Origin of the sequence: Actinoallomurus oryzae (assembly GCF_039541955.1) — a bacterium.
Classification (GTDB): Bacteria; Actinomycetota; Actinomycetes; order Streptosporangiales; family Streptosporangiaceae; genus Actinoallomurus; species Actinoallomurus oryzae.
In genome coordinates this window covers 414,364-439,602 of the sequence record NZ_BAABHF010000009.1, presented here as the reverse complement: position 1 = coordinate 439,602, position 25,239 = coordinate 414,364, and the positions used below count along the sequence as shown (strand labels likewise).

The window sequence follows — 25,239 nt, the reverse complement described above, 5'->3', positions numbered from 1 at the left end:
CTCAGTTCCGGCAAGCGCTCGCCATCGGTGGGTCGACTGCTCTTGGACGGAACCGAGGGTTGTCAGTGGGCCGCCGTAGGGTCGCAGTGCAGTTGGAGTGGCTGTTGATCGCCCCGTCCCTGGTCACCACCGTCCTCGTACTGGCATTCCTGAGGACCCCGGCCCTGACCCCATTTGGCTAACCGCCACCGTCGCGTTGACGACACTGACGTGTGGCTGCCGGGACACCTACACCACAACGCAACGGCGCTGGGTGGTGACGCCTGACGGCCTCCAACCCTCCGGCCGACTCTCCTCTTCGGCGTGCGCGGACAAGGACCTGCCTCATGGCTAAGTTTCACCGACCCGGGTCGCCAGATGGGCCGACCAAAGCATCGCCGTCCTGCTTAAAGGCCTGCGCCAAGTACGTCGAGTGACCAGACGAGACTACAAAACGCCGTATCGAGGCCGCCCTATTGAGCTGACACAGAACAGCCTCATCTGTCGTCTGATGACAGATGAGGCTGTGCCGAAGATGGAAGCGCCGATCTGTGGTTATACGGTCGAGCGCTCCCACCTTGAATTCCAGCGGCTCCCAGCAGATTGGCTTTTGCTTGCGACACTAATGCCGTGTAAATCTAGTTCTTATGTACATTCATTAGGTCGACGTCTGGGTGGGGGTCACCTGCGGTGCTTCCGAGGTTCGCGGCGTAGCTTGGGCAGTCGAAGCGCTGTCCACACGTGGTGCACTGCTGCTTGAGTTCCTTAGTGATGCGCTCACCAAGCGGAAGTCCTCGCCGACGTATATCGCCGGCCTCGACGGCAAGGGGATCACGCTGCATCAAGAGTTCGGTCTTGCGGAGTTCTCCGACCTGCTCCAGCGTCCACTCCATGCTGGCGGCGACGACTTCGTCGTCGATCGGGATGACGAGCAGTCGTTTTTCGGCCCTCGGCTCGTTGGTGAAGAACAGCACGCAGCGATCCGGCCGGCGCATCCGCTCTTCAAGGAGAGCGGTATACGTTACGACCTGGCGGACATAGTCTTCCTGATATCGGCTGTCTGCTCGGACGCCTTTGTAGTCCCAGATTTCGAGGTCGTTGCGTCGAGCTACCACAGTGTCTGGGACAGGCTCGCCCTCCAGCGTACGTTTGTTGGTCCACCGCCACGTCCTGTGGTAGGTGAAATCGGACTGCTGTTGGACGACGACATCGAGAATGCCAGTGAGCAGTACTTTTTTCTTACGGTCACCCTCGCCGAGGATGGGCTCGCCATCGGTCCCGGCGCGAATCAGCTTCCGCACGGTCCGTAGTTCGTATTCCTCGTGCAGGGCCCCTTCGACGGCCGCTTTCACCTCCGGCTTAGGTTCATCGGTTCCTTTCACATAGAGGTTGTGGGCGACCCGTTCGAGCACCTCGGCCTTGGACGCGAAGCGAGTGCGGATTCCCCGCGAGTGCAGCACTTTGGAGTATCGGTCAAGCTGGGTGGTCAGTTCGGCCCTGGTGGCGTGGCGTGGTGCTCCATCTGCGGCGTGCCGCCGGTACTGGATCGTGAGCCACTCCATTGAGTGGTGGACGAGGTGTCCCTCCATCGCCTGTACTTGCTCGTACGGGTGTAGGCCGACGTGCTTCTCATAGGCCCATGATCGCGGGCAACGTCGATGGGCGAGTAGGTCACCGGTGTAGCTGACTTCAATGATGTCGCTCATACCTGCGTCTCCTGGCCGCCGACAGTGCCGGTCGTGTTGAGGCTGAATACTTGCACCGCGGGATTGCGGGGATGCAACGTGCGGGTTGCCTGGGCGAACAGTGTTTCGAGTGCCGGATTGAGGTGAGTTTGACCGGTGGTATCGCCAGGGTCGTGCAGAATTGTGAGGGTTTGCTTGGCGCGGGTGATGGCGACGTACACCTCTCGGTCACGGTCCGCTGCTGCCATCGCCAACACCCCCGGGTCGCGGGTTTGGTAGTGCCCATCCACGACCACGGCCGGGATCGCTCTGCCTGAGAAGAACTCCGTGCACAAGGCGTTGTCTGGTGAGATCGATCGGCCCGTGCACCCGACGTAGACGTGATCGAACTCCAGTCCTTTGGCCTGATGGAACGTCAGCATCGCGATCGCGTTGTCCGCGAATGCTTCGACCTCGAGGTCGTCGAGTGTGGTGCTGTTCAACAAGGCCCCGAAGTGGTTCAGGAAGTTCCAGCAGGCGTCGGGCCAGTCGATCTGGCCGGTTTCCGGATTACGAGAAGGCCTGAGCGGACTATCGAGACTTCGCATGGTTTCGCGGCTGGGGGCGACGTGGGACTCGATGAGGGAGGTGAGCAGGGCTTGGCGGAACAGTTCCGGGGTGTATCCGCAGTGTCGGAACTGGGGGAAGCTAAGCAGGCGAGCTACGAAGCCCGCCAAGGTCAGCGCCGGCGGCTTATCGCTGGCTGTGGCGGCGACGAGCCGATCGCGGATCTGGTCGACGTAGTCCAGCAACTCCGCAGTGCGGGGGTGCGGCGCGTTGAGGCCGCTGCCATTGTTCTTTCGGAATCGCTTCTGGCACTGCGCATGCCCGTCGACGATGCGAAACTTATGTAGTGAGTCGGCGTATGGCCACCGATCAGATTCTCGGCAAGTGGCGTGAACCTCTACGGCCCTTGCTCTGCCGGGAATCCTTTTGACGCGTACGGGGTCGATGAGATAGCTGATCAGGGCGAAGATGTCATGTACTGGGCTGCCGAGCACGCCGGCGGTCTTGTTGCGCGGGTTATAGACACGCAACTGCTGAGCCTCCAGCGCGCGCCGGATTTCGTCGGCTGGCTTGGTCGCGGTCCTGCTGCTCTTCTCCGAGGTAGAAAAAAGCAGTACCGCCGCGTCGACGGGCGCTTCCGGCGGGCCGCTAACTTCCGTCGAGACTCCTCCGGCGGCGAGCTCGGCTGCTACCACATCGCAAAGGTCTGCCCATGGACCGGATAGGAGCCGAACCGGATAGCCGGCGGCAGCGACAGGTGCAGGGCGTACTGTCTTGTCCATCGTGACCTGCCGCAGACTACTGAGGTTGCGGAACGCCTCGCTGCATCCGACGATCGCCCGTGTACTGCGCCAGTTCTCCTCTAGCTTCCCCGACCGGTACGTGATGCCCTCACTGAGGCAATAGTCCGCTAGCCCTCTGAAGCAATCGATGTCTGAACCGCGGAACCTGTAGATGCTCTGGTCATCGTCACCAACCACTGTCAGCCGGGTGCTCTCGTTCTGCAGCCAACTGGTGTGGATGGCGAACTGGATCGGATTGGTGTCCTGGAACTCGTCCACGAAGACGTGTGTGAAGTTGTCGAGCAACTTGTCCTGCCGCTGCAGGAACTTCTCCTGGATTGCGGTGAAGTCCAGCACGTTTTTGCGGTCGAGGTAGGCCCACCACTTGTCGTGCAGCCTGATCAGCGAGTCGGTCAGCGCGGGCTCGCGGGTGATTTCCTCTAGGCCGTTGTTGATGCGATTTTTTCCGCACCGCGGGACCCAGGTCTCGGTGTGCTGGGCGATCAGGGCCTGTACGAACTTGACCTTGTCCATGTTGGTCGACGGCCACCGGCCGCCGTCCCACGGCGGCCGGAACAGCGCGGTGACCCCGTCGATGGCAAGCAGGCTGTCGATGAGGCCGATTCCGATGTCGAAGCGGTATGCCATCGCCAACCGGACCACGGTCTCGTGTTCGTCGATCAGGCGGGTGCCGCGTTCGGTGTACTCGTCGTCGAACTCGCCGAGCAGTCGGTCGCAAAGGCTATGCAGCGTGCCGATGCGCAGGTCGTGGATCTTGGGATCCTCGACGTCGAATCCCTGGGACCGTGCGTGCGCGAGCAGTGCATCACAGCGCTCCACCAGCCGTACTTCGAGCTCGGTGGCCGCCTTCTTGGTAAACGTTGTCACCAGGATCTGGCTGGCTGGCGTCGGCTTGCCGATGCCCACGAACAACTCGAAGAGGATTCTCGAGACTAGGTTTTCGGTCTTCCCCGAACCCGGACCGGCCAAGATCTGGAGGACGCGATCATCTGGACGGACCGTGATGATGTCCCATTGAGAGTCGCCTCGCCGAACGGCAGGCCGGCCAGCTCGTCCGGGCAGACCGTTCAGGAGAGCAATGAACTCCTCAGCGTTCAACACGCCACCTTTCATCGGGCACTGCACGGCTTCGAAGAGCGCGGCAGGCCGACCAATGTTGCGGCACGAAGCTATAGGAGACCGCCGACACTTCAGGCCCCTTCGTGGCGATCGAGTCATGAGTCATCTTGCGGGCACACTGCTGCGTAGGTTTTTGCCAGGCTCTATCTATGAATTCGGTCAGGATGGACGTCTACGGCTTTCGCCAGCCGCCGTCTTCCGCTTGGCTCAACGGCTGGGGTGCCGTCGGCCCAGGTCGCCGACACGACATCGTCGACCGCGCAGTGACTCGGCCTTGATGCGCCAGACGTGGCCGGGGAACTGGGGCAGCGTCGAGGCGGAATCGGGTGACCTCTGCCGCTATTGGGTGCCTTGCTGCTGGGCGGTCGACCGGTTCGGGCCGGGTCGGCCCGCAGAGGCCGCATGCTCGGCCCGAGGGCCGGTTGACCGTCGGCGGCCCGCCTAGCGGGGCGCCCTTGATGACGTAGAGAAAGTTCTCACCGATCGGCGGACCTTCCGGTGTCCTTCCTCGGTTGATGCTTGTCCAGGCGGTGCCTTCCCGTGTCGTCCTAGTCTCGGGGGTCGTCGGCTCCTAGACTCGCGCGGCGTCGGCCACGGCTACCCATGCCTTGATTCGCTCGGTATCGATGCCGATCAGCCGGGACAGACGCTCGGCGATGTCCGTCGGTCGGGTCTGCCCGGCGATCTTCAATGCGGCTACGGCGGCATCATATTCGACTTCCCCGCTCATGCCGCGGGGATCGATGAGCATCAGTCCATTGCCACCGACCAGGACGTTGCCTGACGAGGCGTCGCCGTGGCAGAGACCATCGTTCCCACCAACACGCAGGTCTTTGAGGATGGCCAACGCGTTCCGGCGCTGGTGGAGCGGTGCGACGCTCCTGTTCGGTGCCAGGTCGGCCAGTTCGTCGTCTTCAAGCCGACCTTGTATCCAGTCGGCTAGTGACGGCATCGGGCACGGAGCCAGTTGACCGACCATCGGCCGGAGCATGGCCGCCAGAGCGCCGGAGACATCCAGGCCGGAGCGGCGGCAATTGGTGAGGCGATCACCAGGGCGAACGCGGTCCATGATGACCCACGTCCCTGTGGTCGTGGAGACGACTTCGTGCACCTTGGGTGCTATCCGGAGTGATGCGAGCGTTTGGGAGACCATCGCCTGCTGGGGGCCGGCAGGATCAGGACTCGCCCGCATGATCAATGGTCCGGTTGGGGCGTCTGATGCGACCACGAACCCGTACCTGGCGGGCATGACGGTCCGGGGGATTGCGCGGTAGCGGGTGCAGATGGCGGACAGTTCGCGTTCGGCGCTGGTGCCCCATTCCGCCGCGTTGTCTGGCCAACGGCCGGCCACGGCGCGGACCACATCGGCCGGTATTCGCAAGCGTATGTTCATCTGTCGTCCGGTGTGCCCGTGCGGTGGCCCGGCTGGACTACCTGTGCCGTCGTCCGTCAGCGGCGTTCGGATCCGCCGCCTGGTGCTCGCTTAGGTGCGGGAGGAGTTCGGCCATGTCGGTGATGATGGCGTCGGCGTCTGCCGTGGTGAAGCGCTCGTGCTTGCCGGGCTTGTTGGCGTAGCCGATGCTGAGCGTCCCAGCATTGCGGGCTCCCTCGATGTCGCTGAGGGAGTCGCCGATCAGTACGCATTCGGTGGGGTCGGCGGCCAGTCCCTTGAGGGCACGGTTGATCAGCTCTGGGTGGGGCTTGAGTAGCCGCGGGTCGGGGTCAGTGCGCCCGACGATGGCGGTGAAGTACGGAGCGAGATCGTTGGCCGTGAGGTAGTGGGTCACGGCCTGGCAAGAGTTGTTGCTGACGGCGGCGATGCTGCGGCCGGTCTCGTGCGCTGCCTCGATCACCTCGCGGGCGTGCGGTGTGGCCTCGGCTACCTCGGCGGCTCGATGCTCCATCGCGCGTAGTTCATCGTTGACCTCGCGGGTGAGTTCGGGGCTGATGGTTGCGGCGAAGCGCAGGACGTCGAACGGGTCGCGTGACGTTGCGGCTCCGGCGGACAGTTCGATGCCGCGGTCGATTACCAGCTCGCGTAGGTGTGCGGCGACCTTCGGGGCGGGGAGGCCGGCGAAGATGCTGCAGATGGGGCCGTCGAAGTCGAACAGCAGGTAGCGGCTGCGGTTCATGACGTCGGCCAGGGTGGTGCCGTGGGTCATCCGGTGAACTCCCGGCTGATGGTCTCCCACACGGTGGTGAACCACTGGCGGGCTTGGGTGACGTACTGTGCGCCGACCGGTGAACCGTCACGGGTGGTGTAGCGGAACAAGCTGGCTTCCTTTCCCATCAGGTCGTACACGGGATGGGTCGTGCCCTTGATCTTCACCTCATGGTGCCGGATCGGGTAGAAGCCGAAGAATGCTTCCTCGTTGTTGAGGACGTACAGCTTGAACAACGGCGGGACGCCGTGAACCCGGATTTCCGCGCGGGCGTTCTCGACCATGCCCAGGTCGGACAGCTCCTCGATCGAGTCCAGGATGGCTTGGCCGTGGCGGAGCATGATCCGGCCAGCGCGTTGGCGGAACTCCGGGTCATCGGACAGGTCCTCACTGCTGCACGGGACCGCCATCGGCGCCGAGGTGTCCGGGACCAGCATCCGCACGGTCAGGCTGCGCGGCTTGAGCTGACCGGCACGGATCTTGTCCAACGGCTCCTGGATGACACCGTGCAGGGTCTCGCCGGAGAAGCCGAAGAAGTCGATCACGACGTGTTCGCGGTCGAAGGCCTTCTCAACGTACGGACGGATGCTGATCGGCGACGACGCGATCGCCGTCTCCGGCAGGGCCATAGCAGCGGGCACCATCGGGCTGGCTTCGCCGGCGGACGATTCGGTCTCCGCGCTGCCGGGGTCGAAGAGCTGGTCGGCGGTCCAGCCGGGGCACATCTTCTCCAGCACCCGGCAGTGATGCGGGTACGGCAGGCCCTTCAACTCCCCCGAAAGCCAGCGGTGGAACTGGGCGCGGCTCGGCCAGGTGCCCACCAACTGAGGGTCTATCTTGCGGGCGACTCGGTCGTACTCGCGACAGAAGGTGCTGTGGGTCTGTAGGTGTTTCTGGCGGAGTACGGCTTTTAGGCGTACCGGCTCCATGACGGTGTCTTCGCTGGCCTGACCCTGCGGCATTTCGCGACGGTAACACAGACGAGCACTAGACGAGACAAAGCGAGCACAAGAAGCCTCGGCGGGGCCTTGGGCGGTATCGAGACGTGACACCACACGTCGGCAGTGTCGTTCCCGTAAGAACCGGCAGGGCCGATGACACGACGCGAGCGAGTCACCGCTGAGGCTCCCCGACTTCCCCCCGGGGGGAGCCGGCGATCCGTGTCCCCGTGTCATCGGTGCTGCCACCACCACCGGGAGGCAGACGTTGGGCTGGGAAGTCGGGCCGGAGCTACGCGCTCTGGCCGAGCTGTGCAAGGAACTGCAAGCGATCGGGGTCGGCTCGGAGATGCGCGACAGCTATCCGGGGCTGGCCGTCCGGACCTCCACCCCCGGCGCGTACGTCTACGTCCTCATCAGCCCCGACGGGGAGCGCTACGTGTGGGACAGCGAGCCTCACCACCATCCGGTCAGCGACGTTCCCGGGGCGGCCGAGCAGATAAAGGCGTACCTGCGTGCGGAGGGATGCCTGTGAATCCCCGCGACGACCTGACCAGCGGTTCCCCGATGAGAAAGAAGCCGATGGCACTTACCGAACGCGAGCGCCAGATTCTCCTTGCTGAACTGTGCGAACTCGCCGACGAACTCACCGAGATCGCCACACAGCTCGAAGCACTGCACAAGCGGACGAGCCAGATCATCGATCGGGTCGCCCCTCGCTCGTCTGTCCGTCTGGTGCGTCCGGCATGAGCAGTAGAGACACTGCGGCTGGGCCGGCGGGGGACTCGCAGAGGCTCCAATATCGGTTCCCTCTTCCTCCGCACCCGATCGCCGCTGAACAGGCGCGCATCGTGGCGCGGCTCGCGCTGGCGGACTGGGGCATGGACGGTATCGCCGACGACGTCTTACTCATCGCGGTGGAACTTGCGGCGAACGCCGTGAAGATCGGCGAAGTCTTCCAGCTCACCTTGTCCCGCCATGTCGGCGGGGTCCTGGTCGAGGTGTCCGACAGCAGTGAAGCCGCACCCGAACGTCAGCGGTGCTCCTTCGATCGGGTCGACGGGCGGGGCCTGCTGCTGGTCGAGGCGTGTTCGAAGGACTGGGGCTGGCGGCTGGAGACGACCGGCGGCAAGACGGTCTGGGCGCTAATCGGCGACGTCGGACCCTGCACCCCTCCGGCCGAGTCACTGTCCCCCGCGAATGTGACGGCGGCTGGCCCCTCATGAACTCCCGGCCCTGAGTACGACGATCACCACCGGTGTCCCCCGACGCCTCCGGCGATCAGGCGCCTCGGCTCAGGGCCGGGTCCACCCCTGCAAGATTCGCTTCGAAGATCAAGGTTGTTCATGCACGACGTCTCCCCCGTACCTGATGAGCTGCTCAAGCCGCGCGAGGTGGCCGAGTTGTTCGGCGTCCGTACGACGACGATTGCCCGGTGGGCTCGTGAAGGGAAGCTCTCGCCCCTGCGAACGCCTGGCGGGCATCGGCGCTATAGCCGTGCCGACATCCGGCGAATCCTGGCCGAAGAGGCGACCCCACATGAGGCCGAACAGCAGATCGCCGAAGACGCGGTCCGGCTGTACGCGCAGGGCTGGAGCATCCGCCAGGTTGCCAGCAAGTTCGATTACAGCTACGGCGCGATGCGCCGTCTGCTGGGTAAGCACGTGACCTTACGCAACCGCGGCGGCCTCTACGCCGACATCTATCCCGAAGACAAAACCTGAGTGCCAGACACGAAGCAGGGGCCTGACCGAACCGCGGCAGGCCCCTCTTTCTTGTCGTCGCTCCGGCTCAGGCGTCGCCGAGGTGCCTCGTGCGCTCGTCCAAGTCGTTCAGGCGGGTGCTCATGTTCTTGATGGCGGCTCTCATCTCCTGGAGTTGGGCGGAGATGATTTGGAACTCCTCGCTCGGCCCCTGCGCCTCTTCGCCGGCCTCCTCCGGGGTGGCCAGGACGATGCTCGGACTCCCCTGCCGGGTCTGGATGAGTCCTTCGTCCCGCAGGGCGGCGATGGCGTTGCTGATCGTCATCTTCGCCACGCCGAACCGTGTCGCCAGCTCTGCGACGGAAGGCAGCGGGTCTCCTACCGCGTACCGCCCGGACGCGATGTCGCGACGGATGTCGTCGGCGATGCGGACGTACTGCTTGCGGCGGTCTACGGGCCGGGGATTTCCCATGTCAGACAGTGTACGCCGTCCGTCTAGGTCTCTAGGTGCATAGGAAAGATTCGGCCAACCGCTTGACTGGCTCACCTATCTAGCTATCCTAGGTAACTAGAACGCATAATCCACTGGAGGACAGCACATGCGCAACATCCTGATCCCGATCGACACCACCAAGCTCACCTTCGTCTGCGTCTCCGCACCCCGCCCCCGACTGCTCGACAAGGACACCGGCGAGGTCAAGGTCGACAAGCAGGGCCAGACCGTCTTCCAGGTCGGCCTGTCCGTCTCCGAAAACGACTCGGGGCGGGTCGAGCTGATCAACGTCAACGTCTCCGGCGACCCCGGTCTCTCCGTGGGCCAGGTCGTCGAACCGTCCGGGCTGGTCGGCTTCGCCTGGCAGCAGACCCGCGGCGGCGAGACCCGCTGGGGCATCTCCTACCGAGCCGCCACCTTCGCCCCCGTCGCCATCCCGGCAGCTGCCTGAGCCGGGGTGACGGTGACCAACGCGATGTACGCCACGCTCGGGTTCTCGGTCGCTGCGGCGGCCGGGGCCTGGGCCTGGCGCCACTGGCTCCCGCGCTCCTTCTGGTACGCGGTCGGCTTCCCGCTCAAGGCCGCGCGGGTCTATCTGACCTGGCGGCGTGTCGCCTACGGCTGCACGCTCACCCGCAAGCGCCGCGCCTGGCGGCTGTCGCTGGAAGCCGTCCCCGGCCTGCGTACGGCCTCGGCCGTCATCCACGAACGGCGGCGCGTCCGGCGGGTCGACATCGAACGCGCACCCCGGCTCGGGCTGCTGCGGCCGACCGGCCTGGGCTGGCGCGTGCGAGTTCGTCTGCATGATGGGCAGATCCCGGAGGACTACGTGAAGGTCTGCGACCGGCTCGCGCATGCATGGCGCGTGTACGCGGTCCGCGTGGTCGACTCCGCGCCCGGCTCTGTCACGCTCCTGGCGACCATGAGCGATCCACTGATCGGCGTGGATGTCTCGCCCGAGACGGGAGAGTTGTTGACGGTGCGGCCGGGCCGGCTGGAGAACGGCCGCGACTGGGTCATCGACTTCCGTACGGTGCCGCACTGGCTGAACGCGGGCGCGACGCAGTCCGGGAAGTCCAACCTGGCCAACGCCATCATCAAGGGTCTGGCGCCCCAACCAGTCGCGATCGTCGGCTTCGACCTCAAGGGAGGAGTGGAGTTCACCCCGTACGCCCCACGCCTGTCCGCGCTGGCCACCACCCGCACCGAGTGCGTGCGGCTGCTCGATGACCTGGTGGGCGTGCTGACCGACCGGATGCGGATCTGCCGTGAGGCGGGCGCACGCAATGTGTGGAGGCTCCTAGAGCAGGTGCGGCCGGTGCCGATCGTGGTCCTGGTGGACGAGGTCGCCGAACTGTTCCTGATGGCCGACAAGAGCGAGAAGGACGAGATCGCCAAGACCGCGACCGCGCTCCTGCGGGTGGCGCAACTCGGCCGGGCCTTCGCCGTCTACCTGATCGTCTGCGGCCAACGCATCGGCTCCGACCTCGGTCCCGGCGTGACCGCGCTGCGCTCGCAGTTGTCCGGGAGGATCTGCCACCGCGTCAACGACCCCGAGACCGCCAACATGACCCTCGGCGACATGGACCCCGACGCCCTCGACGCGGCACGCGCCATCGCCGCCGAGACACCCGGCGTCGCCATCATCGCCGGACAAGACGGCACCTGGCACCGCGCCCGCTCGGTCTACGTGAGCGAAGAAGAAGCCGAAGCCGCCGCCCGCCAGCACGCCGCACTCACACCCGCGTGGGCGGACCTCGTCGCCGTCGACACCGTGCCGCTCAAGGCCGCATAACCCTCACCCGTTCCACCGGCGCCCTGCGCCAAGTCCTTAGCCGAGCCATGCCTGAAACCGAGGTGATCGCCATGACCAACGTGATTCCGCTCCGTCCCGTCCGCCGTCCCCGCCGTCCTGCTGCTCGTCCTGGCCTCGTCCTGGTGAGTGTCGAGTGGGACGAAGGACGCGGCCTGTACGTCACCGCGTGCGCGCGCTGCTGCGAGTCCGCGACCCTGCACCACCTCGCCGACGCGGACACCTGGGCCGAGACGCACCACTGCGACCCCGAACTGGCCGCGCTCCTGGCGGTCGTCCTGGACCAGGTGGCCGCGTGAGCACCCGCCGAAAAGCCGCCGCGGTGACGGTCGACTCCGGGCCGGTCGCCGTCCTGGCCGGCATCGCCGGAGCAGGCTCGTTCACCCACATCCGCGACACCGCCAACGAACACGGCCAGCACGGCCCCATGGCCTGGGCCATCGCCGTGTGCATCGACCTGACCTGCGTCATGGCCGCCCGCGAACGCCAACGCGACAAACGCACCGGCCGCACCACCCGGCGGGTGTCCTGGCCTGCGCTCGTCCTGACGGGCGGGGTGCTGCTGTCGCTGGCGGCCAACCTCGCCCAAGCCGAACCGACCGTGTGGGGCTGGCTGACAGCAGCGACACCCGCCGGGGCGTTCCTGGTGGCGGTCTCAATGCTCGAACGCCGCTCGACCGGCCGCCGTCCCGCACCGTCCCCGGTCGTCCTGACGTCCCCCATCCCGCCGTCCTTCGGCAAACCCCAGGACGAACAGCAGGACGAGCCCGAGCCGGAGATGCCGCGTCCGGGCGAACTCGTCCCCGTACCCGACCAGCCGTCGTCCTCCGCGGCTCCGGCCGACTCGCTGGTCGCCTACGCCCGCCGGGTCGCCGACGAACACCAGACCCGCCACGGACGCCCCATCACCCGCGACGCACTCCGCGCCCGGCTCGGGGTGTCCAACCAACTCGCCTCCGACCTACTCCGCCAGATCCGCACCGCCTGAAAGGAACACCGTCCATGACGCACCGCACCGAGTTCATCGTCGGCCTGCAGGCCCTCGCCGACTACCTCGACACCAACCCCGCCGTCCCGGTTCCGGAGTTCAGCATCGAGGTCCTGGTGCACGCACGCGGCACCGATGAGGTCGCCTCCGCCGAGGTCGATCGGGTCGCCGCACTGCTCGGCGTCGCCGTCCGCGACGACACCGCCCGGGGCGGCCACTACAAGGCCATCCGCACCTTCGGCCCGGTCGAGTACCGCTGCCTCGCCATCCCGGCCGCCGTCATGGCGGTGCACCGGGCCGGCCAGTCCTACGCCGAATCGGTCGTCCCGGACACCGAGGCGGCCTGATGGAACCCGAGCACTACCAGTGCTGCACCTGCGGCGGCACCGGCCTCGACAGCTACGGCGAAACCTGCGGCCACTGCGAGGGCCTCGGGTTCTGCTGACCCGCTAAGTGCCCCCGGCGTGGTCGTACAACCGCCAAGCCGTCCGCCACGTCGGGGGCCATCCCATACGCATCACCACTGCGAGAGGACTCGCCCATCTTGCCGAACCCGCTGACCCGACACGCCATCAACGGAATGGTCGCCCGCTACAACGACCCGCACTATGACCGCTGGGCCGCCCAGGTCCGCCGCACCGGAGGATGCGCCCAACCCGTGCACCTGCGCGGCAAAGTCGAATACCGCGACCCGCTCAACGGAACCCTGCTCCACCGCTACACCACCGCCAACGAACCCGGCGGCGTCTTGCGTGTCGCCTGCAAGACCCGGCGCGCGTCACGCTGCCCGTCCTGTGCGGAGACCTACCGGGCCAACACCTACCAGCTCATCCGCGCGGGCCTGATCGGCGGCAAAGGCGTCCCCACAGAGGTCGCCGAACACCCGGCCGTCTTCCTCACCCTGACGGCACCATCCTTCGGGGCTGTCCACAGCCTGTGCATGAAAAGCGGCCAAGTTCTGCGCTGCCGCCCACGGCGGAAGGGTGGCACCTGCCCACATGGTCGATCGGTTGCCTGCAACGAACGGCACAGCGCCGACGATCCGCAGCTCGGCGAGCCGATCTGCCCGGACTGCTACGACCACACCGGCTCCGTGCTGTTCAACGCCCTCGCACCGGAGTTGTGGCGGCGGTTCACCATCCGTCTCCGCCGCGTCCTTGCCCGCAACTGCGGCCTCAGCGTCAAGGAACTCGGCCAGGTGCTGAAAGTCTCCTTCGCCAAAGTCGCCGAATACCAGCGACGCGGCGTCGTCCACTTCCACGCCATCATCCGCCTCGACGGCCCGAACGGACCCACGACACAACCGCCCGGCTGGGCCACCCTCGACCACCTCGCCTCGGCCATCACCGAGGCGGCACGCCACATCACCGTGGCAACACCCGATGCCGCCGAACAACCCTCGATCACGCTCGCCTGGGGCACTGAGCTGGACATCCGACCTATCACCGCCAGCGGCGACCTCACCGAACAAGCCGTCGCCGGCTACGTCGCCAAGTACGCCACCAAAGCCGCCGAATGCGTCGGCACCCTCGACCGTCGCCTACGGCCCACCGACGACCTCGATCAGCTCGACATCAGACCTCATGCTCGACGCCTCATCGCCGAATGCCTACGTCTAGGCGCGCTACCCGAACTGGAGGGACTGCGGCTGACCGCCTGGGCTCACATGCTCGGCTTCCGCGGCCACTTCTCCACCAAGAGCCGGGCGTACTCCACCACGCTCGCCACACTCCGCGCGGCTCGCGCCGAGTACCAACGCACCGAACACCCCGTCACCACCGGACGCCTGCCCTTCGAAGACGACACCGTTCTCGTCACCTCCCACTGGGCCTATGTCGGCCAGGGCCTGACCACCGGGGAAGCACTCCTCGCCGCAGCCATCACCGCCACCCGACTACCCACCACCGGCCAGCCAGAAGGGCACGCGGCATGAGCAGCCGTCTAGATGAAGACCCGCTTCTCGACGTCAAGCAGGCGGCGAAGCTCCTCGGCACGTCGGAGCGTTTCCCGCGCCGACTCATCGCCGAACGCCGCATCCGCTTCGTGCGTGTGGGGCGCTTCGTGCGCATCCCGCTGTCCGCGATCACCGAGTTCCTCGAACCCGTCGAGCCCATGACCGCATCCGACATCTGGAAGGCCGCGTAATGGCACGTGGAAGCAAGGACGGACGCCGTCGGTTCGGTCTGATCCGGCAACTCCCCTCGGGCCGGTATCAGGCGAGTTACCTCGGCCCGGACGGCCAGCGAAAGTACGCGCCCGAGACATTCGCCCGTAAGTCCGAGGCCGACCGGTTCCTGAACATGACCGAAGTGCAGCTTGCCCGAGGCGACTGGACCGACCCGGACCGCGGCAAGATCAAGCTCGCCGACTACGGCGAGACCTGGATTGCCCAGCGTCCCAACCTGCGAATCCGGACCCGCGAGTTGTACGCCTGGCTCTTCGAAAAGCACATTAAGCCTGGTCTCGGCGCTATCTCTCTCGCCAAGCTGTCGACGTCGGCCGTCCGCGAGTGGCGGGCCGGCCTTATCGCCGCTGGGGTCTCGGAGTCCACGGCGGCGAAGGCGTACCGCCTGCTGCGCGCCATCCTCATGACAGCGGTGGAAGAAGACGGCATCCTGCCGCGCAATCCCTGTCGAATCAAAGGCGCGGGCACCGAAAAGGCGCCGGAGCGTCCCGTCCTGAACGTCGCGCAGGTCATCGCTCTGGCCGACCTGGTCGGCCGTCGGCCAGTAGGGAACGTCCATAAGAAGGACGATGGCTATCGCCTCCGCTACAGGGAGAAGGACGGGCTGATGCGGGCCTTCTCGCGGCCGTTCGGCACTCGCGCGCAGGCGGAGCGGACCCTCTTTCAGCTCATGAACGACGGGAGGGCCGACCACACCCGTGACGACCGGTATCGCGCGCTCGTCCTGCTCGCCGCGTTCGCGAGTCTGCGGTGGGGTGAGGTCACCGCGCTCCACCGCCAGGACCTCGACCTCGACAACGCCACCGTCCGGGTCCGGTTCGCCTACACGGAGCAGAGCAACGGGACCATGGTCCTCGGCCCACCGAAGTCCCGCGCGGGCGTCCGTACGGTGAACATCCCGCGCTCGCTCATCCCCGACCTACGGGCGCACCTGGACAAGTACACCGAGAACAGGCCGGATGCCCTGGTCTTCCGCGGCCTCAAGGGCGGGCCGCTGCGCCGGAGCAACTTCAACAAGGCCACCCGGTGGGTCCACCTGGTGGCCGTGCTGGGAGTGCCCGGCCTGCACTTTCACGACCTGCGGCACACGGGCAACATGCTGGCCGCCGCGACCGGTGCGACGACCAAGGACCTGATGCGGAGGATGGGCCAGGACAGCGAACGGGCCGCGCTCATCTACCAGCACGCGACCAACAAGGCGGACCAAGTGATCGCCCAGGGCCTCGACGTACTTCTCAAAGCACAGCGAGACGACGGCGATGACGGGCCGGCGGGAGCGCTGGTGCCGGTGGCGTAGTTGCACGCTAGTTGCACGACGGCGCACCACGGTGCCTAGAAACGATCAAGGCCCAGGTCGGGAAAACTCTCTGACCTGGGCCTTCCTCATGCGAGCGGGTGACGGGAATCGAACCCGCACTACCAGCTTGGGAAGCTGGAGTTCTGCCATTGAACTACACCCGCAGTGGTCCGGAGACCGTTCGCACATGCTACCGGAACCTGCGACCCGGTGGTTCCCATCATCCCGGCCTCGTACGCGTCGTAGCGCGGTAACCGGTAGTTTCAGCCTGTGCTGCTCTCCGATCGGGATCTCAAGACCGAGATCGAGTCCGGGCGTATGAAGATCGATCCGTACGACCCCGCGATGGTCCAGCCGTCGAGTGTCGACGTGCGGCTGGATCGGTACTTTCGGGTTTTTGAGAACCACAGGTATCCCCACATCGATCCCGCCGTCGAGCAGCCCGATCTCACCCGGCTCATCGAGGTGGCGTCCGATCAGCCGTTCATCCTGCATCCCGGGGAGTTCGTGCTGGCCTCCACGTACGAGGTGTTCGGGCTGCCCGACGACCTCGCGGCGAGGCTCGAGGGCAAGTCGTCCCTCGGGCGGCTCGGGCTGCTCACGCACTCCACGGCCGGCTGGATCGACCCCGGGTTCTCCGGGCACGTCACGCTCGAACTCTCCAACGTCGCCACGCTGCCGATCAAGCTCTGGCCCGGGATGAAGATCGGGCAGATGTGCCTGTTCCGCACGAGTTCGCCCGTCGAGCATCCGTACGGGTCCGCGGTGCACGGGTCGCGCTACCAGGACCAGCGGGGGCCGACGCCCTCGCGGTCCTACCTCAACTTCCACCGCACCCAGGTCTGACAGAACAAACGCGCACCGTGGTCGTATGGCCACTCACCGCTCAATAATTGTACAGAGCAATTAACCTCTCGGTAACCTCGCCAGACGTCTGGCCCGAGAGTTCGGTTTGCGAAGTCGCGTATGGCGTGCGTCACACCGAGCGTCCCGGGTAGTACAGGCGAGCCATCGGTGCGCAGCGGAGCCGGCGGCTCGCGCCACTTGCCGCGCGGCCCCCGGGCGCGGCCCGGCTCGGCTCGACCGCGCCTGTCCTGCCCGGGGCGATGCGGCCGGACCGGAAGGACGATGTGTCCAGACTGCGCGTACGAGGGGTCTCCAAGGTCTTCGGCCGGAAATCCGCCGAAGCCCTGCGCAAGATCAGTCAAGGTGCCGAGCCGGCGGAGGTACGCCGGCTGGGCGCGACCGTGGCGGTGGCCGACGTCTCCTTCGAGGTGGGGGACGGTGAGATCTTCGTTGTCATGGGCCTGTCGGGCTCGGGCAAGTCGACGCTGATCCGGATGCTCAACGGCATCCTCGAACCGAGTGCCGGCAGCATCGAGGTCGACGGCGCCGACGTCGCCCAGATGAGCGGCAAGGAGCTCCGTGAGCTCCGCCAGCAGAAGATCAGCATGGTCTTCCAGCACTTCGCGCTGTTTCCGCACCGTACGGTGCTGGAGAACGCCGCGTACGGGCTGGAAGTACGGAACGTTCCACGTCAGGAGAGGCTGGCCAAGGCCAAGGAGTTCCTGGACACCGTCGGGCTGGACGGCTGGGAGGACCGCTACCCCGACCAGCTGTCGGGCGGCATGCAGCAGCGGGTGGGGCTCGCCCGCGCGCTGGCCGCCGAGACCGACATCCTTCTGATGGACGAGGCGTTCAGCGCCCTCGACCCGCTGATCCGCCGTGAGATGCAGGACCTGCTGCTCGACCTGCAGGGGCGGCTCAACAAGACGATCGTGTTCATCACGCACGACCTGAACGAGGCCATGCGGCTCGGCGACCGGATCGCGATGCTGCGCGACGGGCGGGTCATGCAGATCGGCACCGCCGAGGAGATCCTCACCGACCCCGCCAACGACTACGTCGCCCAGTTCGTGGCGGACGTCGACCGTACGCGGGTCCTCACCGCCCGCTCGGTCATGGAGAACCCGGTCGCCGTGGTCGACGCGAACGGCGGGCCCCGCGCGGCCGTACGCGTCATGCGTGAGACCCAGTCGTCCGCGGCGTTCGTCCTCAGCCGTGAACGCCGGCTGGTCGGCGCCGTCCACGCCGAGCCCGCCGCCAAGGCCGTACGCGAGGGGCGGACCGACCTGGAGGGCCTGGTCGACGAGGACGTTCAGCCCGTCGATCCGGACACGGCCGTCGCCGACCTGTTCACCCGATGCGCCGAGAGCCCGTTCCCGGTGCCGGTCGCCGATGGGGACGGCAAGCTGCTCGGCGTCATTCCCCGGGTCACCCTGCTCGCCGCGCTCGGCAACCTGAACGGCAACGGCAACGGCAACGGCAACGGCAACGGCAACGGGCAGAGCGAGGAGGTCGCAGCCGGTGTTTAGGCTCCATCTCGGTGACTGGGTCACCGATGTCGTCAACTTTCTCACCAAGCACTGCAAACCGGTCTTCACCGCGATCAGCGACGTCGTCGACGGTGTGGTGCACGGCCTGAACCACCTTCTGGGCGCGCCGCCGTCGCTGGCGCTCGCCGCCCTCGTCGCGATGGCGTGCTGGTGGCTGCGCGGGCTGGCCGCGGGTGTGCTGACCTTCGGCGGGTTCGTGCTGATCGACGCGCTCGGGCAGTGGACCGCCGCGATGGAGACGCTCTCCCTCGTGCTCGTCTCCAGCGTCGCGGCGCTGGTGATCGGGATCCCGCTGGGCATCCTGAGCGCCCGCGCCCCGACGTTCAGTGCCGTGGCCCGGCCCGTGCTGGACTTCATGCAGACGATGCCGGCGTTCGTCTACCTGATCCCGGCGATCTCCTTCTTCGGACTCGGGGAGGTGCCGGGCGTCATCGCCACGATGGTCTTCGCGATCCCGCCCGGCGTACGCCTGACCGAGCTCGGCATCAAGCAGGTCGACCGGGAGACGGTCGAGGCCGCCGAGGCGTTCGGCACGCCGCCGGGACGCGTGCTCACGCGCGTGCAGCTTCCGCTGGCGCTGCCGACGATCATGACCGGCGTCAACCAGGCCATCATGCTGTCGCTGTCGATGGTCGTCGTCGCGGGCATGGTCGGCGCCGAGGGTCTGGGAGCGAACGTCTTCGGCGCGATCACCCAGTACAACCTGGCGGCCGGCGCGGAGTCCGGTCTGGCCGTCGTCGTCCTGGCCATCATCCTCGACCGGATGACGGGTGCGCTCGGCGCGAGGCTGGCTCCGGCCGCACGGCGCGCGGCCGACCGCGCCGCACGCGGCGGCGCCGTGGCGGTGCTGCGGTACCGCCCGCGTCCGGCGCTGGGCCTGTCGGGCATCGTCGTGTTCGCGCTGCTCGCCACCACGCTGGGCATCGTGGGCTCGGGCGGCGGAAGCAACGGCAAGCCGATCACCATCGGCTACATCCCGTGGGACGAGGACATCGCCGTCACCCAGCTGTGGAAGACCGAGCTGGAGAAGCACGGGTACAAGGTCACCCTGCGGCAGGTCGACGCCGGCCCGCTGTTCGCCGGCCTCGGTCAGGGCGACATCGACCTGTTCTTCGACGCGTGGCTGCCGACCACCCACGCCGACTACTACAACAAGTACAAGGGCCAGATCGAGGACATCGGCATCTGGTACGACAACGCCAGCCTGCAACTCGCCGTGCCCAAGGACGACCCGGCCAATTCCATCGCCGACCTCAAGGGGCAGAGTTCGCGCTACAAGGGCCGCATCGTCGGCATCGAGCCGGGCGCCGGTGAGATGAAGACCGTCGACAAAAAGGTGATGCCGGCGTACGGCCTGGGCGACTACAAGCTGGTCGCGAGCAGCACGGCGGCGATGCTCGCCGAGCTGAACCGCTCGATCCAGGGCCACCAGCCGATCGTCGTGACGCTGTGGAAGCCGCACTGGGCGTACACCAAGTTCCCGATCAAGCCGCTCGCCGACCCGCAGAAGGCCTTCGGTTCGGCGGAACAGGTTCACACGCTGGGACGCAAGGGGTTCGCGAAGGACTTCCCGGAGGTGAACGGCTGGCTGAAGAAGTTCACGATGGCGGACGCGCAGCTGTTCCCGCTGGAGGACCTCGTGGTGAACAAGTACAAGGGCAACGAGGCGCGGGGCGTCGCCGAGTGGGAGAAGCAGAATCCGGCGGTGGTGAAGAAGCTGACCGGCTGACGGGCACTTCCGACAAGCCGCAATCGGTCGCACTGAGTGGCCGTCAGGTAGCGCAGACGGTAATTCTCGGTACGAGGGGTGGATAACTCCCCGCCAAAGGCGGTAACGTCGGCCTCGACGCGTTACTGGTCGATTCGGTTGACGAGAGTCGTTGTGACCTTCGTCACACGGATTGGCTAGGACGTTGACGGCGCCATCGCACTCCCCGCTCCCCCCGCGATGGCGCCGTCAGTCATTTCCGGGCCGTTTCGCACGAGGACGGATTCGCATGACTCTGCCGCATGTCACCGATCCCGACGCGAGACTCGTGCTCGTCGGCGAGTGGGGTACCACCGGCGCCGAACACCAGCGTGCCGCCGCCGACGCCGCCCTCGGCGCGTGGGAGGCCGTACCCGCTCCGGAGGGGCTGCTGTCGTACGGCTGCCTGCTCGGCGAGGACGACCGGACGCTGCTCCACTACGTTCAGTGGTCCGGCGAGGACGCGGCCCGCGCGTTCGTCTCGACGGACCGCCCGCGGTGGGTCGCGGCGGTCGACGACGCCGTCGGCGGCGTCGAGCACCGGCGGGTCGTGCCCTACCGGCGTTACCGCAGCGTCGTTCCGGACGTTCCCCCGCACGCCGCCGGATGCGTCGTGACGGTCACCTTCGAGACCGAGAGCCTCGACCGGGCGACGGCCTGGATCGACGCGCTCGTCGCAGCCGACGCCGCCGCGCCGCCCGGCATGCTCTCGGCGCACTTCCACGTCGCCGTCGACGGATCGCGCATCCTGAACTACGCCGAATGGGTCGACGCCGCCGCCCACCAGGACTCGGTCGACCGCCGCCCCGAACGCGCCCGGTCCTCGGCGTCCGCCGGGCAGGCGGTGAAGGTCGTCGACGAGACCCCCGGCGTACGCTTCCTGGGCTTCGCGCGCTACCGCCCCTACCGAACCCGGCGCTGGTCCGAGTGAAGCCGCGAGGCCGCGCCCGCGGCGTTCGACCGCGGCCCGCGCCGGATGAAAAGCGCACGTCCGTGGCGATGTTCGCCCGGACCGGCGGGCTCGTCGCGGTTCGGCCGTGACGTACAGTCCCAGGCATGGAGATCACGTGGCTCGGTGCGGGAGACGAGGATCGGTTCCGGGAGATACGGCTGCGGGCCCTGGCCGACGCGCCGGAGGCGTTCGCCTCGACGTACGAGGATGAGAAGGCCTTCTCTCCCGAGGTCTGGACCGCCCGCCTGATCGGCGACCGGAGCGTCAACCTCCTCGCCGTCGAGGACGGTGCGACCCTGGGCATGACCTCCGCGCTGGTCGAGGACGGCGGTGTCGCCCACATCGTCGGCATGTGGGTCGCCCCCGAGGCACGCGGCCGTGGTGTCGGCCGGTACCTCATCGAGACGGTCGCCGACTGGGCACGTGACCAGGGCCTGCGTGAGCTGGCCCTCTGGGTGGCCGAGCCCAACGCGGCGGCTCGTGCCCTGTACGAACGATGCGGGTTCCACCCGTCCGGCGAGCGGCAGCCGCTGCCCTCCGACACGTCCGTCATGGAGCGCAGGCTCGTACGGGAGGTCGGGCGGGGGCTGCTGGCCGACCGGTCCCCGCTGCCGGACGGCCTGGACGCGCGGATGGCCGAGCAGCTCACCTTCGTCATCGAGATCGACCGGCTCAAGGCGATCGTCCGGCAGTCGCCGCTCGCCGCCGCGCCGCGCCGCGAGAACGACGCCGAACACTCCTGGCACCTGGCCATGATGGTGCTGCTCCTGGCCGAGTACTCCGACGAGCCCATCGACGTCGGCCACACCCTCCGGCTCGTCCTCGTCCACGACCTCGTGGAGATCTACGCCGGCGACACGCCGCTGTACGACACCGCCGCAGGCGTGGACCAGCGCGAACGCGAGGTGGCCGCCGCGGAGAAGCTGTTCGCGCTGCTTCCCGACGACCAGGCCGGCCACCTGCGCGCCCTGTGGGACGAGTTCGAGGACCGCCGCACGCCCGAGGCGCGGTTCGCCAAGGCGATGGACCGTTTCCAGCCGATTCTGCTCAACTGGATGGCGCGCGGCGGCACCTGGCAGACCTTCGACGTCACGGCCGACGAGGTACGCGCGCGCAAGGCCGTGATCGGCGACGGCTCCGCGGCACTGTGGAAGACCGCCCGCCAGCTCATCGACGAGGGGCAGCGCCGCGGCTGGGTCCGGTGACCGCCCGGACACCCCCGGCCGGGGACGTCCAGGCGAGAGACGGGGTCAGAGGCACGCGGGAAGGTGCATCGCCTCGACCTAGCCCCAGCGGACGGACGACGGAGAAGGAGCCTCATCCATGGACCGGCCGGTACGCATCGCCAACTGCTCGGGTTTCTACGGCGACCGGATGTCCGCGCTCGCCGAGATGGTGGAGGGCGGTCCGGTGGACGTCATCACCGGCGACTACCTGGCCGAGGTCACCATGCTCGTGCTGGCCAAGAACCGGCAGAAGAGACCGGGCGGCGGCTACGCGAGCACCTTCCTGCGCCAGCTCGCTCCGGTCGTGACCCGGATCGCCGAACGCCGCATCAAGGTGGTCGTGAACGCCGGCGGCCTCGACCCGGCCGGCTGCGCCGACGCCACCCGTACGCTGCTGGCCGAGGCGGGGGTGGACCTCGCGGTCGCGCACGTGGAGGGCGACGACCTCGCCGCGCGGGTCCCCGCCCTGCTGGCCGACGGCCACGACCTGGCGCATCTCGACACCGGCGAACCGTTCACCCGCGACCCCCTCACCGCCAACGCCTACCTCGGCGGCTTCGGCATCCAGGCCGCGCTCGCCGCCGGCGCCGACATCGTCATCACCGGCCGGGTCGCCGACGCCTCGCTGGTCTCCGGCGCCGCCGCCTGGTGGTGGCGCTGGACCCCGGCCGACCTCGACGCGCTGGCCGGCGCGGTGGTCGCCGGGCATGTGATCGAGTGCGGCGCGCAGGCGACCGGCGGCAACTTCTCCGGCTTCCGGGAGATCGCCGATCTCACCCACCCCGGCTTCCCGCTCGCCGAGGTCGACCGCGACGGCGCGAGCGTGATCACCAAGCACGAGGGCACCGGCGGCGCGGTGACCGTCGACACCGTCACCGCGCAGCTGCTGTACGAGATCGGCGCGCCCGGCTACCTCAACCCGGACGTCGTCGCGCACCTCGACTCGGTCCGCCTCGACCAGGAGGGACCCGACCGCGTGCGCGTCAGCGGCGTACGCGGGTCGGCGCCCCCGCCCACCACCAAGGTCGCCATCACCGGGCTCGGCGGCTGGCGCAACGAGTCCACGTTCGTGCTCACCGGCACCGACGTCGACGCCAAGGCCGCGCTCGTGGAGCAGGCGATCCGCGCCCGCCTCGACGGCGACCCGGGCATCGCCGACCTGCGTTTCACCCGCATCGGCACGCCCGCCGAGGACCCGGCCGACCAGATGGCGGGTTCGAGCCTGCTGCACGTGGCGGTCGACGGTGAGCAGGGCAGCGCCGGGCGCGCCTTCTCGTCGCTGTGCGTCGAACTAGCCCTGGCCAACTACCCGGGCATCTACGGCATGGGCGTGCCCGGCCCCGGCGCGGCGTACGGAACCTACTGGCCGGCGCTCGTGCCGCAGGACCTGCTCGACCACACCGTCGTGCACGCCGACGGCCGCCGCGAGGTGGTGCCGCCTCCGTCCGTCACGGCATCGCAGGAGACCGCGGCCCCGCCGGAGCCGGAGCCGGAGCCGTACGACGAGGGCGTGACCGTGGACGGGCCGCTCGGCCGCATCGTACGGGCCCGGTCCGGCGACAAGGGCGGCAACGCCAACGTCGGCCTGTGGGTCACCGACCCGGAGGCCTGGCCCTGGCTGCGCGCCACGATGACCACCGACCGCCTGCGCGCGCTGCTGCCCGAGGCCGCCGGCCTGCCCGTCGACCGGTACGAGCTGCCCAACCTGCGCGCGGTGAACTTCGTCGTCCGCGGGCTCCTCGACGGCGGCGCCACGGAGGCCCGCCGTTTCGACAAGCAGGCCAAGGCGCTCGGGGAGTGGATCCGCGCCCGTCACGTCCCGATCCCGGAGCGGCTGCTTTCCGGGTATCACCGGGAGTGATGGATCAGGAGACCTCCCGGGAGACCATGGCGTCGCTGCAGCTCGGCGTGCTGCTCGCGTTCGCCGGCGGGTTCCAGGACGCGTACTCCTTCATCGGCCTCGGCGGGGTGTTCGCCAACGCCCAGACGGGCAACGTGGTGCTGCTCGGCGTGGACGCCGGGCGGCAGCACTGGACCGAGGCGCTGCGGCACGTGCCGCCGCTGCTGGCGTTCATCCTCGGCGTGGCGGTCGCGGAGACGCTGAGCCGTCCACGCGTCGCCGCGGCGCTCCGCTGGCCGGCCCGGTTCGCGCTCGTCCTGGAGATCATCGTGCTGGGTGTCGTGGGCGCCCTGCCCGGCGGCGTGTCGCACAGCCTGGTCGTCGTGATGATCGCCTTCACCGCGTCGGTGCAGGTCGCGACCTTCCGTACGCTGATCATCTGGCCGTACAACACGGCGATGGTGACCGGCAACCTGCGCACTGCGGCGCAGGCCGCGTACCAGGCGGTCGCCGACCGCGACCCGGAGGCCCGGCGGAAGTCGCGCAGCTTCGCGACCGTCATCGTGAGCTTCATGGCCGGCGCGATCGCGGGCGGCCTGCTCACCCTGGAGCTCGGCCGGCACGCGATCTGGATCTCGGCGGGCGTCCTGCTCGGCGCGCTCGGCCTGTTCGTGGTCGACGAGCACCGCGGCGTGGTCCGCGACCGGCTTCGCGGAGGCCGCCGCGACCGCGACGCGGAGTGACGCGGCCTCTCGCGGGTCAGGCGAGGAGGCGTGTGACGGCCTCGCGGGCGAGGGCGCGCGTCGCGGCCGGGTCGTCGAGGTCGCCGGCGACGACCAGTCCGTCGCGGAGCATGGTGAGCATCGTGGCGGTGCGGTCGGCGTCCGCCTCCGAGCGGCCCGCCTCGGTCAGCAGGTCGCGGAGGATGCCGTGGAACCACGCGCGGTGCTCGGCGACGACGCGGCGTACGGGATGGTCGGGGTCGGGGTACTCCGCCGCGGCGTTGACGAACGCGCAGCCGCGGAAGCCCGGACCGCAGATGAAGTCGCCGAGGTCGTCGAAGACCGACAGGATCCGTTCCTGCGGCGTGTCGCCCCGCACGACGGTCGTCGCGTGTACGCGGTCGCTCTGTTCTTGCACGTAGGCGCGGACGAGCTCGTCCTTTGACGGGAAGTGGTGGTAGAAGGTCGCCTTCGCCACGCCCGCCTCGGCGATGACCCGGTCGATGCCGACCGTGTGGATGCCCTCGGCGTAGAAGAGGGCGCCCGCGGTGTCGAGAATGCGCCGCCGGGCCGGGCTCTCCGCGCGTCGCCGGGCCGGGCTCTCCGCGCGCCGGCGCTCCGTCGTCTCGGTCGTGGCCATGCGTT

26 protein-coding genes and 1 tRNA gene are annotated in these 25,239 nt (G+C 67.9%); 19 read left to right on the top strand and 8 right to left on the bottom strand.

From position 1 onward, the window contains the following. Positions 1-617: 617 nt before the first annotated feature. The 5 genes from ABEA10_RS03840 to ABEA10_RS03820 all read right to left on the bottom strand — a co-directional run bounded on the left by ABEA10_RS03840 (position 618) and on the right by ABEA10_RS03820 (position 7,349). Positions 618-1,685 (bottom strand): PD-(D/E)XK nuclease family protein, encoded by a 1,068-nt coding sequence (locus ABEA10_RS03840; protein WP_345457471.1) that lies wholly within the window; start codon positions 1,683-1,685, stop codon positions 618-620. Next, positions 1,682-4,111 (bottom strand): UvrD-helicase domain-containing protein, encoded by a 2,430-nt coding sequence (locus ABEA10_RS03835; RefSeq protein ID WP_345457469.1) that lies wholly within the window; start codon positions 4,109-4,111, stop codon positions 1,682-1,684. Before ABEA10_RS03835 ends, ABEA10_RS03840 begins: the two co-directional genes overlap by 4 nt. Before the next feature lie 592 nt (positions 4,112-4,703). Then, the gene (locus ABEA10_RS03830) at positions 4,704-5,525 is read right to left on the bottom strand and encodes a phosphotransferase (protein ID WP_345457467.1); all 822 of its coding nucleotides are present in this window, start codon (positions 5,523-5,525) and stop codon (positions 4,704-4,706) included. 37 nt (positions 5,526-5,562) lie between these two features. Then, positions 5,563-6,294: an HAD family hydrolase gene (locus tag ABEA10_RS03825; protein WP_345457465.1), complete on the bottom strand. Its 732-nt coding sequence runs from the start codon at positions 6,292-6,294 to the stop codon at positions 5,563-5,565. After that, complete coding sequence (locus ABEA10_RS03820; RefSeq protein ID WP_345457462.1) at positions 6,291-7,349, bottom strand: hypothetical protein; 1,059 nt, start codon at positions 7,347-7,349, stop codon at positions 6,291-6,293. Before ABEA10_RS03820 ends, ABEA10_RS03825 begins: the two co-directional genes overlap by 4 nt. Positions 7,350-7,500: 151 nt before the next feature. Here ABEA10_RS03820 and ABEA10_RS03815 point away from each other — a divergent pair, with 151 nt between their 5' ends. The 4 genes from ABEA10_RS03815 to ABEA10_RS03800 all read left to right on the top strand — a co-directional run bounded on the left by ABEA10_RS03815 (position 7,501) and on the right by ABEA10_RS03800 (position 8,956). Beyond that, on the top strand, positions 7,501-7,767 hold the full coding sequence (locus ABEA10_RS03815; RefSeq protein ID WP_345457459.1) for a hypothetical protein: 267 nt from the start codon (positions 7,501-7,503) through the stop codon (positions 7,765-7,767). Next, positions 7,764-7,982, top strand: coding sequence for a hypothetical protein (locus ABEA10_RS03810; RefSeq protein ID WP_345457456.1), 219 nt, complete (start codon positions 7,764-7,766; stop codon positions 7,980-7,982). The genes ABEA10_RS03815 and ABEA10_RS03810 overlap by 4 nt, the downstream gene beginning before the upstream one ends. Then, a complete protein-coding gene (locus ABEA10_RS03805; RefSeq protein WP_486303794.1) occupies positions 7,979-8,458 on the top strand; it encodes an ATP-binding protein in 480 nt (159 codons plus the stop codon). Before ABEA10_RS03810 ends, ABEA10_RS03805 begins: the two co-directional genes overlap by 4 nt. A 120-nt stretch (positions 8,459-8,578) precedes the next feature. Then, positions 8,579-8,956, top strand: coding sequence for a helix-turn-helix domain-containing protein (locus ABEA10_RS03800; protein WP_345457451.1), 378 nt, complete (start codon positions 8,579-8,581; stop codon positions 8,954-8,956). Positions 8,957-9,023: 67 nt separating this feature from the next. Here ABEA10_RS03800 and ABEA10_RS03795 read toward each other — a convergent pair whose 3' ends face one another. After that, positions 9,024-9,407 (bottom strand): GntR family transcriptional regulator, encoded by a 384-nt coding sequence (locus tag ABEA10_RS03795; RefSeq protein ID WP_345457449.1) that lies wholly within the window; start codon positions 9,405-9,407, stop codon positions 9,024-9,026. A gap of 127 nt (positions 9,408-9,534) precedes the next feature. Between ABEA10_RS03795 and ABEA10_RS03790 the strand changes: the two genes are divergently transcribed. The 8 genes from ABEA10_RS03790 to ABEA10_RS03755 all read left to right on the top strand — a co-directional run bounded on the left by ABEA10_RS03790 (position 9,535) and on the right by ABEA10_RS03755 (position 15,711). After that, the gene (locus ABEA10_RS03790; protein ID WP_345457447.1) at positions 9,535-9,879 is read left to right on the top strand and encodes an SCO3933 family regulatory protein; all 345 of its coding nucleotides are present in this window, start codon (positions 9,535-9,537) and stop codon (positions 9,877-9,879) included. 24 nt (positions 9,880-9,903) lie between these two features. Continuing rightward, on the top strand, positions 9,904-11,223 hold the full coding sequence (locus ABEA10_RS03785) for an FtsK/SpoIIIE domain-containing protein (protein WP_425550864.1): 1,320 nt from the start codon (positions 9,904-9,906) through the stop codon (positions 11,221-11,223). 71 nt (positions 11,224-11,294) lie between these two features. Further along, positions 11,295-11,540, top strand: coding sequence for a hypothetical protein (locus tag ABEA10_RS03780; protein ID WP_345457442.1), 246 nt, complete (start codon positions 11,295-11,297; stop codon positions 11,538-11,540). Continuing rightward, positions 11,537-12,229 carry a DUF2637 domain-containing protein gene (locus tag ABEA10_RS03775; protein ID WP_345457439.1) on the top strand — a complete coding sequence of 231 codons (693 nt, stop codon included), beginning with the start codon at positions 11,537-11,539 and terminating at the stop codon, positions 12,227-12,229. The genes ABEA10_RS03780 and ABEA10_RS03775 overlap by 4 nt, the downstream gene beginning before the upstream one ends. A gap of 14 nt (positions 12,230-12,243) precedes the next feature. After that, complete coding sequence (locus ABEA10_RS03770; protein ID WP_345457436.1) at positions 12,244-12,576, top strand: hypothetical protein; 333 nt, start codon at positions 12,244-12,246, stop codon at positions 12,574-12,576. A 197-nt stretch (positions 12,577-12,773) separates the two neighbouring features. After that, a complete protein-coding gene (locus tag ABEA10_RS03765) occupies positions 12,774-14,162 on the top strand; it encodes a replication initiator (protein ID WP_345457433.1) in 1,389 nt (462 codons plus the stop codon). Continuing rightward, positions 14,159-14,374 (top strand): excisionase family DNA-binding protein, encoded by a 216-nt coding sequence (locus ABEA10_RS03760; protein ID WP_345457430.1) that lies wholly within the window; start codon positions 14,159-14,161, stop codon positions 14,372-14,374. Before ABEA10_RS03765 ends, ABEA10_RS03760 begins: the two co-directional genes overlap by 4 nt. Continuing rightward, complete coding sequence (locus ABEA10_RS03755) at positions 14,374-15,711, top strand: tyrosine-type recombinase/integrase (protein ID WP_345457427.1); 1,338 nt, start codon at positions 14,374-14,376, stop codon at positions 15,709-15,711. Before ABEA10_RS03760 ends, ABEA10_RS03755 begins: the two co-directional genes overlap by 1 nt. A gap of 93 nt (positions 15,712-15,804) precedes the next feature. Here ABEA10_RS03755 and ABEA10_RS03750 read toward each other — a convergent pair. Continuing rightward, a tRNA-Gly gene (locus tag ABEA10_RS03750) sits at positions 15,805-15,875 on the bottom strand. A gap of 106 nt (positions 15,876-15,981) precedes the next feature. Between ABEA10_RS03750 and dcd the strand changes: the two genes are divergently transcribed. From dcd to ABEA10_RS03715, 7 genes are all read left to right on the top strand, one after another. Continuing rightward, positions 15,982-16,557, top strand: coding sequence for a dCTP deaminase (gene dcd / locus ABEA10_RS03745; protein ID WP_345457424.1), 576 nt, complete (start codon positions 15,982-15,984; stop codon positions 16,555-16,557). A gap of 284 nt (positions 16,558-16,841) precedes the next feature. Beyond that, the gene (locus ABEA10_RS03740; protein WP_425550858.1) at positions 16,842-18,086 is read left to right on the top strand and encodes a quaternary amine ABC transporter ATP-binding protein; all 1,245 of its coding nucleotides are present in this window, start codon (positions 16,842-16,844) and stop codon (positions 18,084-18,086) included. Next, complete coding sequence (locus tag ABEA10_RS03735; RefSeq protein WP_345457418.1) at positions 18,079-19,836, top strand: ABC transporter permease/substrate binding protein; 1,758 nt, start codon at positions 18,079-18,081, stop codon at positions 19,834-19,836. The genes ABEA10_RS03740 and ABEA10_RS03735 overlap by 8 nt, the downstream gene beginning before the upstream one ends. A 268-nt stretch (positions 19,837-20,104) precedes the next feature. After that, entirely contained in the window at positions 20,105-20,785 is a 681-nt protein-coding gene (locus tag ABEA10_RS03730; protein ID WP_345457415.1) for a hypothetical protein, read from the top strand. A 125-nt stretch (positions 20,786-20,910) separates the two neighbouring features. After that, positions 20,911-22,011, top strand: a complete 1,101-nt coding sequence (locus tag ABEA10_RS03725; protein ID WP_345457413.1) for a GNAT family N-acetyltransferase — start codon at positions 20,911-20,913, stop codon at positions 22,009-22,011. Positions 22,012-22,129: 118 nt separating this feature from the next. Beyond that, positions 22,130-23,893, top strand: coding sequence for an acyclic terpene utilization AtuA family protein (locus tag ABEA10_RS03720; RefSeq protein ID WP_345457410.1), 1,764 nt, complete (start codon positions 22,130-22,132; stop codon positions 23,891-23,893). Beyond that, a complete protein-coding gene (locus ABEA10_RS03715; protein WP_345457407.1) occupies positions 23,893-24,615 on the top strand; it encodes a YoaK family protein in 723 nt (240 codons plus the stop codon). The genes ABEA10_RS03720 and ABEA10_RS03715 overlap by 1 nt, the downstream gene beginning before the upstream one ends. Positions 24,616-24,631: 16 nt before the next feature. Here the strand turns inward: ABEA10_RS03715 and ABEA10_RS03710 are convergent, their stop codons facing one another. Continuing rightward, on the bottom strand, positions 24,632-25,234 hold the full coding sequence (locus ABEA10_RS03710) for a TetR/AcrR family transcriptional regulator (RefSeq protein ID WP_345457404.1): 603 nt from the start codon (positions 25,232-25,234) through the stop codon (positions 24,632-24,634). Between the last annotated feature and the right edge of the window lie 5 nt (positions 25,235-25,239).